This window comes from Halorubrum sp. GN11_10-6_MGM, from assembly GCF_005435165.1.
Classification (GTDB): domain Archaea; phylum Halobacteriota; class Halobacteria; order Halobacteriales; family Haloferacaceae; genus Halorubrum.
Window position 1 is genome coordinate 1 of sequence record NZ_SGUC01000062.1, and the last position, 8201, is coordinate 8201.

The window sequence follows — 8201 nt, forward strand, 5'->3', positions numbered from 1 at the left end:
GACCGCGATTGTCGACGTGATCAGCGCGAACACCAACACGAACCCGACGGTCTCGCTGACGCCGCGGTCACCCGCCCACAAGCCGGACGCGCGGTCGGCCCCGCCCATCGCCCGCTCACCACCCCTGCTCCGCCACCGCCCGCCCCGCCGCTACCGCTCGGGCTCCCGCCGTCGCCGTCCGCCGCTCCGGGATCGGTACCGTCAGCGGCCATCGAGGCCGCGCGCAGCAGCCGTTCGATGCGACCGCTGTAGTCGCTGTTCGCCTCGACGTCCTGGAGCTGTTCGAGGCGATCGGCGGCCTCGTGGTACCCCTTCGCGGCGGCGTCGAGGTTCCCGGCCTTCCGCGCCGTCTCGGCCTTCGAAAGCAACTCTTCGTACTGGTTCCTGAGGATGTCGCGTTTGTATCCGTCTACGTTCATGGTGTTTGGTGGTGCGTCCGCTCGGGAGACCGTCCCGGCGCTGCCCGAGTCGAGCCGTCGTGCCCGTCACGCCCCCGAGTCATGCTGCCTCGTCCGTTCCGGGACCGTAGACGGTCGCGACGACCCCGTCGGTGACGGTTTCGAGTTCGACCCCGCTCTCGTCGGGCAGTTCCTCCTCGGCGGCGCACACGACGGCCTGCCGGAGCAGTCGGCGATCGCTCTCGGATATCGTCGGGCTGTCGATCCGGAACTCGGGACCGGACGCGAACTCGAGCGTTCGGGTGAGCACGTACTGAACGAGCAGCGAGCGGTACTCGTGTCGCGTCCGCTCGTAGCGACGCAAGAGCGACGTCCGTTCGCGGGAGCGATCGTCTCGCCTCGGCGTCGCCGACTCCGCCTTGGTCCGTGACTGACGGTCATACTCTCGGTCCAGTCGTTCGAGGGTCTCGATCCGGTCGATCAGCTCCTCCCGGAGTAGCTCGCGTGCGCCTTCGAAGTCGAGTGTGTTCTGCTGTCGAGTCATGGTCGGTGTGGTTTGTGTGGTCGGTGCGGTACGGATCGGCCGGCCGGCGTGTCCGGCTGACCGATCGATCTCCCCGGCTGAGCGGGGCGGGCCGAGCGCCCCGTCGCCGTCGTCGCCGGCTACAGGTCGCTGAGAGAGAACGACGACTCGTCGATGTCGTCCTCGCTGACCTTGTCCGCCAGCGAGAAGTCGCTCACGTCGTTGCCCTGCTCGAACGCCTGAATGACGTCCTCGACGTCGTCGTCCACTTGGCCGCCGCCCGAGCCGGTCACGGCGGTCAGCGTCTCGTCGATCGTGTTCGCGACCTCCTCCATCTGAGCGAGCTCCTGATTCTGTCCCAGCACGTCGCGTTTGACGTCCTCGCGGAAGGATTGTAGTTCCGCTTGGTCCATCTCGCGCAGCATCGAGTCGCTCCGGGAGTTCAGGCGGCTCTTCGCGTTAGCCAGCGTCTGGATAGTCGTGAACTCCTTGAGCATGGCCTGGTACTCGGCCTGCTGCTGCTCGTAGTTCTGCTTGATCGCGGAGGCCTCGCTCTTCAGCCGGTTCCGCTTGGGTCCGGCCGCGTTCGCCGCCTCCTTCGCCTTGCTCAGGAACTTCTCGTCGAGGCGGTTGAGGTCGTTCTCCTTGACCTTCATGTCGGTCTTGATGCTCTCGGCCTCGAGGTCGAGATCGCTTTTCGAGTACGCGTCGAGTCCGCTCGGGTCGTCGCTTCTGAACCAGTCGAACATGATCTTGTATTCGTGTCAGGTTACGGTCTCTTAGTGTTTCCGCCGGCCCCGCCTCGCACGTCCCACCTCGACCGGGGATTCGTCACGATTCAACAGTGTAGCGCATTTGTTAAATAACTTTCTCTCCGGATTGGAGAGACACGCCCGTGGGGCAGATCGAATCTGAGATCCGCCATACACCCGCTAGAGCGCACTGCTGAGACGTGTCGATTTCTCCATAATGGAAAAGCATATGTGTCTAAACGGTGAATCTGAAGCGAGTGAGTACAGATGACCCGCTGCTCGGGGCGCGAACACCGAGTGAACCGGTGGTGACGGCCGGTGACGAGTGACGACGCCTACCTCGTCGTCGTCGATTACGAGGCGGACACCGAGCGAAAGCGCGCGGAGTACCTACTCGACAACTGGGAAGCGGGCAGCGTCGAGTCGGTTCGCGGGCTGACCCGAGTGGTCTCGGGGACCGACATCCACGAGCTGTACGACGCGCTCGTCGCCAAGGTCCCCGAAGACCAGATCGAGACGTACGATCTCACTCCCGTGAACAGCGAGGCCAGCACCAGCGACGAGCGACTCGATATCAGGACCGAGACGGATCCCGAACGGGTGGAGTGGGCCGTCGAGTCGGTGCTCAACAAGCGCAAGGCCGTGGAGGACCCCGAGAGAGACGACACCTATGCGGTGTACACGAAGAAGGGGCGAGCCACGGTCCGGTACGAAGTCGTTCCGCGAGACGACGGGTCGGTCTTGGAGATCCGGATCGAGGGGTACGGCGAGGCGACCGAGTTCCTTCGCGACTTCTTCGAGGAAGAGCTCGGGTACATGCTGTGAGACGGGAACACGACTAGCACATATCGACCACACGAGGCGATACGATGGGATTCCACGACGAACTTGACGACGTTCTCAGACCGGCGAACCGCGTGCTCGACGGCGATCTCGTCGACCTAGAGAGGATGTCTCCGACGCGCCGAGAACGGCTCTACGAGGAGATCCGAGAGAGCGAGGAGCGGTTCGAGGCGGAGCTGATTCGGGAGTATCGACAGAAACTGGACGACGTGACCACGAGCGAGGTCCGGTCACAGCTCGTGACGGCGCGGCTGTTCCTCCACGTCGCCTCGCACCGAGACGACCGCGGCCAGGTCCTCGATCCGAACGCCTTCGAGAAGGACGAACGGCAAGCGGTCGTCGAGTTCGATCGGTACCGCGCGTTCGACGTGTCGAGCACGGAAGACCTCCGGCGACGGATACGCGAGAAGGACGACGAGGTCTACGAGTTCGTGGTCGAGGAGGTCACCTCGCAGACGGAGGACCGGAGCTCGGTGCTCGACGGCCGAGACAACCGCATTCGGACCGCGGTGATGGACTACCTCAACGACCGCTATCAGGAGCGGATCGACCGCTCCGAGGAGGCCGTTTCACTGTACATCCAGCACCACGGCCTCCCGAACGTCATCGAGGGGATCCAAGACGCCGTCGAGGCGACCGCTGAGGGGGCCGAACGCCGACGGGAGATCGAGGAGGCGGTCCGGACGCAGCTCGACGATCTCTCGGAGCGGATACACGCGTCGCTGCGCGACCAAGAGCGGGCCATCAGGGGTGACATCGCTGGTATCCAAGGAGAGATGGCCGCGATAGAGGGCGCCAGCGACGCGGAGATCGACGCCGCGAAGCTGGAATCCAAGCTCGACGAGATCGCGGACGGGGTCGAGGCGGTCCGCGAGGAGCGCCGGGCCGACGTGGCGGCGCTCGACGAGGCCATCGACGACCTCTCCGCCGAGCGCGAAACGCTCGACGACGCCCTCGAAGAGCTCACCGAAGCCGGCCGGGAGGCGACCAGACGGGCGGCCGACGAGGCGGCCGAGGACGTCGCCGAAGACGCGGAGGAGATCGTCTCACAGGAGCTACAACGGCTCCGAGACCGTCGGGAAGAGCTCGACGGCGAGCTCTCGCGGCTCTCTCGCGAGCGCGCACGACTCGAGGCGGCGGGGGAGCGGCTCGAAGAGGAACACGAACTGCTGTCGGAGCGCGTCGACCGCGTCTCCACGTCCCTGCCCGAGGAGTCAGAAGCCGACGGTGACACGGGAGACAACGGCGTGGTCCCGGCCCGGATCGCCCGTCTGTACGAGGTCGACTTCATCTCTCGGTTCGACGAGTCGGTCAGTGAGGCACGCTCGATAACGCTCCCGAGCGGCGAGGAGTTCGAGCCGCCGTCGGCGTTCGAACGCCGAGCACATGAGGCCGGCGACGAGCGCGAACGGATGGCGTCGCTGCTCGACGATCGGGGAGCGGGCGATGACGTCGACGTCGACCACTATCCGCTGCGGCGCCGCTCGCGCTACACGGTCGTCACGAGCAGCCGGTTCGGCCTCGTTAGAGACGCCGAACTGGTGATCGAAGCGACCGTCCACAGCAATCTCGAGGCGTACGCCATCAACGGGTTCGACGCGAGGCCCGCCGGACTCGACGACCTCCTCGACGTCATCAACCGCGTCACCGAACGAGCCAACGCTCGCGGCGTCCCACACCTGATCGCCGCCGCCTCCACGACCGGTTGGACCGATCGCGTCCGCCGGTTAGTCACCGAGTCCGAGTTCTCTCGAACCCGCCTCGGTTTCGACGTGAGCCTCTGTCTCGTCGACGTACGCACCGGAGAGCTCCTCTACGACCGGAGCGACGACGTTGTCCACGCGAACCGCGAACTGTTCGAACGCGCGGTACACGTCGAGCGCGTCGACGCCTGTGAGCGGCACGTCCGCGAGGAGTACGTCGAGGATCCGATGAGTGACACCGTCAGGCTGAGCACCGTCGCGTCAGAGCTCGACGCCCCCGAACACGTCGTCGCGAGCGCGTTCGACCGGATCGAAGACGCCGGCGACGGCACCCGGGGATACCACGACGAGCACGGCCCCTACCTCGTCGCGAACGGCGGGTGACACCCCGACTGCCCCGTTTTCGCCCCGTCACCGGTCCGGCGCCAAGGCCCGGGGCGGCACGAGCGGCGACTCTCTGAGTGCGCGAACGAGGCGCTCCCCGTCGAACAGCCGCATCGAATCGTACGCGGCCGCGGCCGACCGCGCCGGGTCGGTGAACGACGAGCTCGTCACGACGGCGCCGGCGTCGGCATCGAACTGCGAAACGACCCCCTCGGTCTGCTGGACCGTCGGCCGGCCGACGGTGTTACCGGTCGCGAACTGCTTCACCTGAATCACCTCGGTCCGGCCGTCGGCGAACCGCACCACTACGTCGACGCCGGCGTCGTCGCTGCGGCGGGTGCGGGCGACGTCACCGATATCGGCGGCCGACCGCCACAGGTCCGCGACGAGATCCTCGAACTCCTCGGGCGTCGGCTCGATCAGGTCGTCGCCCCCCCACGCGACCTCGGCGGCCGCCTTGACGCGCGACTCTATCCGAGCGATCCGACGCTCGTCGCTCGCCGCGAACGCCTCGCTCGCGGCGCGCTTCAGCTCGTCCAACTCGGTGTACGTCGGGACGCGCAGCGAGGCGACCGCCGCAGTGAGACGATCGACGCGCCGGGCGAGCGGGACCGCATCGGTGAGGGCCTCGACGCTCTCCACGCTGCGGTCGAGCGCTTCGTCGTACGCTCCCGACGCGGCCGAGAGGGCCGCCTCCCGGGCCGGCTCGGCCACGCTCTCGGGAACCGCCTCGTACCGCTCGCGGACCGCGACGAGCAGTCCAACGGCCGCGGTCGCCCCGGCGACGACGACGAGCCGAGGTGCCGAGGAACCGTCGTCGACGTCCACGGCGTCGACGGCCGCCGGGAGAGCGCCGGCGATCTGAGCGTCCGGCAGGCACTCCGCCGCGAGGCCGTCGACGGCCGTCGCGACCGCATCGAGTTCCCGACGGAAGTCCCGGCGATGCTCCTCGGCGGCCGGGATCTCCCTCCGCGCGAGCGCCGATGCGCGCTCGGCGATCACGGCCGGGGCGTCCTCGTCGGCCGCACCGGCGACGCTCGCGAGCCAGTCGTCCGTGACGGTTCCGAGTGCGCGCTCCAGTCGTGCTCCGGGAGTGTCTCGCGTGTCGGTCATCTCACTGGGTGTAGATCGCTCGCAGTCGGTCGAGGCATCGGACCCCGTCGCCCCGGATCGAGTCGGGGACGTCGGCGTCGTCGTGCCCAAGTCGAACGCGGCTCTGGAGTTGGTCGCGGACGTCTTCGAACGCCGCGTGGGCGTCGGCGTACACGTCCTCGTCGCGGCCGCGGAGCCGAAGCTGATCCACGAGCGCCTCGGCCGCGTGCAACGCCTCCTCGTTCGTCCCGCGCTCGAACTCCCGCCGAGCCGCTTCGATGCGCCACCCGATCGGAACGTCGTCGCGCTCTCTCCCGATGTCGATACCGACCTCCGTGTCGTATCCCAAGTGGAGCGTCGCGTCCTGATGGACGGCGTACCGTTCTCCGGGGGTGAGCGTCATCGACTCGTAGACGTCTTCGAGGACGACCGGCTCCGACATCCCGGTGTCTCTCACGAACACCTCGTCGTCGGCCTGAAACAGTTGTACGTGCCTCGGGCGGCGGGAGACGCTGGGGTCGCGGGCGGAGAGTCCCACGGGGTCGCTGTCGGCAGCGGTGACGTTCGCGACGACCTCGTTGCCTCGGTCGGGGTCGCGGTAGATCTCGATACGACCGTCGTCGGGGACGTCCACCTCGATCCCGTCGCCGGCGTTCGAGACGAGTGTCGCGTACACGGCTCCGAATACGGTCCCACATTGATAAGTTTTCTGTCAATATCTGCTGGGCCGTGTCCGCCTGTCGCGGACGCGGAGCGACCGTCGCGGAGCCGGTCAGTCCTCTGTGAGCTGGCCGTACTTGTCGGTCGACGGAGAGACCTCTTCGTCGGTCGACTCGGACGGCTGATTCGGCCCCTCGGTGACGTACGAGAGCGTTCCGCCGGTGAGGTTCGAAAGTCCGTTGCCGACTCCGAAACCGATCGCAAAGAGGACCATCGCGGCGAAGAGAACGCCGATCGCCTCCGGGGAGCCCGTGGTCGTAGCCGTCGACGACGAGGCCGAACCCGCGCTCAGGATCGCGACGAGCACGCCCAAGGAGGCGGTCAGATTCCGGATTCCTCGCCAGAGAAACACCTTCGGCACGCACCGCCTTCCGTCTTTCATCCTGATCGCGAGCCAGCTTTTGGCGGCGTGAGCGAACCCCAAAACGGCGCCGAGAAACGTAATTGCCAGATCGTACATGTCCGATCGTTGTCGTTCGGACATCTTAGTGATACGTGGTCGCGGGACTCGTCGAATCCCGACCACCGGGAGATATATATGACACACCGAAGACATACGATCAGAGCGTGACGACCGATCCGAGCCGTCGCGAGTTCTGTCGAGGTGCCCTTAGCGCCGGAGTCGCCGCCGCGGTGGGAACTGGGTCGGTGGCCGGGGCCGACGACGGCGCGACGTGGCCCCTGTTCGGATACGACGAGCGAAACAGTAGCCACAACGAGAACGGGGTCGACGCGGTCTCCGCCGACGAGTTCGGCGAGGCGTGGGCGACCGACACGCCGTGGGAGATGGGTTCGGCGTACCCGGTCGTCGTCAACGGCCGCGTGTACTGTAACACGGAGGGTGGGATCGCCTCGCTCCGGCTCGGCGACGGGGAGCCGTACAAAAAATTCAACGCCGAGACACCCGTGACGGCGAGTCCCGGTGCCACGGACGGCGCCGTCTACGTCGGGACCGATCGCGGGTACGTCGGCGAGATCGTCGACACCGAGAACCGGGTCACGAACTACGACCTCGGCGAGGGGCTCACGGCCAGTCCGATTCCGCTGGGCGACGGGACGGTCCTCACGGCCACCGTCGACCGACACCTCCGGCGGCTCCAACTGTACCCGGACGGGTTCAGTTACCAGTGGGAGGTCGGCACTCACGGCGCGCTCGTGGGGACTCCGGCGGTGGCGGACGGAACCGTGTACGTCGGCGACCGCACCGCTCACGTCTACGCCGTCGATGTCGACGACGGCACGGTCGAGTGGCGTGCGGACCGCCCGGCGGGCTTCTCCGCCAGTCCGGCCGTGGCCGACGGTCGGGTGATCGTCGCCGACGACGACGGCACGCTGGCCGCCCTGTCGACGGTCGACGGAAGCCCCGAGTGGGAACTCGACCTGCGCGACGGCTCGGTGGACGGCGATACGTTAGCGTCGAGTCCCGCTGTCGCGGACGGCACCGTCTACGTCGGGTCGGCCGGCGGCACCGTCCGAGCGGTCGACGCCGCGACGGGCGAGACCGAGTGGGTGTTCAAGACCGGCTCCCCGGTGTACGTCGACCCCGTCGTCGGCGGGGAGAGCGTGTACGTCGGCGACGACGACGGCACCGTGTACGCGATCGACGCGGGGACGGGCGAGTCTGCGTGGCGTGCGAACGTCGACGGCTACGTCTCCGGGCTGGCGGTGACGGCCGACGAACTGCTCGCGACGGCCAGCGAAGGACGAGTGTACGCGTTCCGCTCCGGCATCGAGGGGGGCGCGGGAGCGGAACGCGTACACTCGTCCTTCGCTGGCCGTCGCGAGC

General features: G+C 67.4%; 9 protein-coding genes. 3 read left to right on the forward strand and 6 right to left on the reverse strand.

Annotated features, from left to right (window positions below; translation table 11 throughout):
* Positions 1-20: 20 nt before the first annotated feature.
* From EXE46_RS16905 to EXE46_RS15830, 3 genes are all read right to left on the reverse strand, one after another.
* Positions 21-419 (reverse strand): hypothetical protein, encoded by a 399-nt coding sequence (locus EXE46_RS16905; protein WP_158413964.1) that lies wholly within the window; start codon positions 417-419, stop codon positions 21-23.
* 79 nt (positions 420-498) lie between these two features.
* The gene (locus tag EXE46_RS15825) at positions 499-942 is read right to left on the reverse strand and encodes a hypothetical protein (RefSeq protein WP_137689306.1); all 444 of its coding nucleotides are present in this window, start codon (positions 940-942) and stop codon (positions 499-501) included.
* A 119-nt stretch (positions 943-1061) separates the two neighbouring features.
* Positions 1062-1670: a hypothetical protein gene (locus EXE46_RS15830; RefSeq protein WP_137689307.1), complete on the reverse strand. Its 609-nt coding sequence runs from the start codon at positions 1668-1670 to the stop codon at positions 1062-1064.
* Between the two features lie 321 nt (positions 1671-1991).
* Between EXE46_RS15830 and EXE46_RS15835 the strand changes: the two genes are divergently transcribed.
* Together EXE46_RS15835 and EXE46_RS15840 are read left to right on the forward strand one after the other, a co-directional pair.
* Complete coding sequence (locus EXE46_RS15835) at positions 1992-2498, forward strand: hypothetical protein (protein WP_137689308.1); 507 nt, start codon at positions 1992-1994, stop codon at positions 2496-2498.
* A gap of 44 nt (positions 2499-2542) precedes the next feature.
* Complete coding sequence (locus EXE46_RS15840) at positions 2543-4603, forward strand: hypothetical protein (protein ID WP_137689309.1); 2061 nt, start codon at positions 2543-2545, stop codon at positions 4601-4603.
* Between the two features lie 27 nt (positions 4604-4630).
* On the opposite strand, the gene EXE46_RS15845 is transcribed toward EXE46_RS15840, so the two are convergent.
* From EXE46_RS15845 to EXE46_RS15855, 3 genes are all read right to left on the reverse strand, one after another.
* On the reverse strand, positions 4631-5716 hold the full coding sequence (locus EXE46_RS15845) for a restriction endonuclease (protein ID WP_137689310.1): 1086 nt from the start codon (positions 5714-5716) through the stop codon (positions 4631-4633).
* A 1-nt stretch (position 5717) separates the two neighbouring features.
* Complete coding sequence (locus EXE46_RS15850; RefSeq protein ID WP_137689311.1) at positions 5718-6371, reverse strand: hypothetical protein; 654 nt, start codon at positions 6369-6371, stop codon at positions 5718-5720.
* A gap of 96 nt (positions 6372-6467) precedes the next feature.
* Positions 6468-6875, reverse strand: coding sequence for a hypothetical protein (locus EXE46_RS15855; protein WP_137689312.1), 408 nt, complete (start codon positions 6873-6875; stop codon positions 6468-6470).
* Between the two features lie 173 nt (positions 6876-7048).
* Between EXE46_RS15855 and EXE46_RS15860 the strand changes: the two genes are divergently transcribed.
* Positions 7049-8201: PQQ-binding-like beta-propeller repeat protein (locus tag EXE46_RS15860; RefSeq protein WP_137689313.1), on the forward strand; the 1153-nt coding region annotated here is incomplete at its 3' end.

What these genes read in the sequence shown, in the direction of transcription:
- EXE46_RS15845 (WP_137689310.1), bottom strand. Translation starts at nt 5,716, where the DNA reads ATGACCGACACGCGAGACACTCCCGGAGCACGACTGGAGCGCGCACTC.
- EXE46_RS16905 (WP_158413964.1), bottom strand. Translation starts at nt 419, where the DNA reads ATGAACGTAGACGGATACAAACGCGACATCCTCAGGAACCAGTACGAA.
- EXE46_RS15840 (WP_137689309.1), top strand. Translation starts at nt 2,543, where the DNA reads ATGGGATTCCACGACGAACTTGACGACGTTCTCAGACCGGCGAACCGC.
- EXE46_RS15830 (WP_137689307.1), bottom strand. Translation starts at nt 1,670, where the DNA reads ATGTTCGACTGGTTCAGAAGCGACGACCCGAGCGGACTCGACGCGTAC.
- EXE46_RS15855 (WP_137689312.1), bottom strand. Translation starts at nt 6,875, where the DNA reads ATGTACGATCTGGCAATTACGTTTCTCGGCGCCGTTTTGGGGTTCGCT.
- EXE46_RS15825 (WP_137689306.1), bottom strand. Translation starts at nt 942, where the DNA reads ATGACTCGACAGCAGAACACACTCGACTTCGAAGGCGCACGCGAGCTA.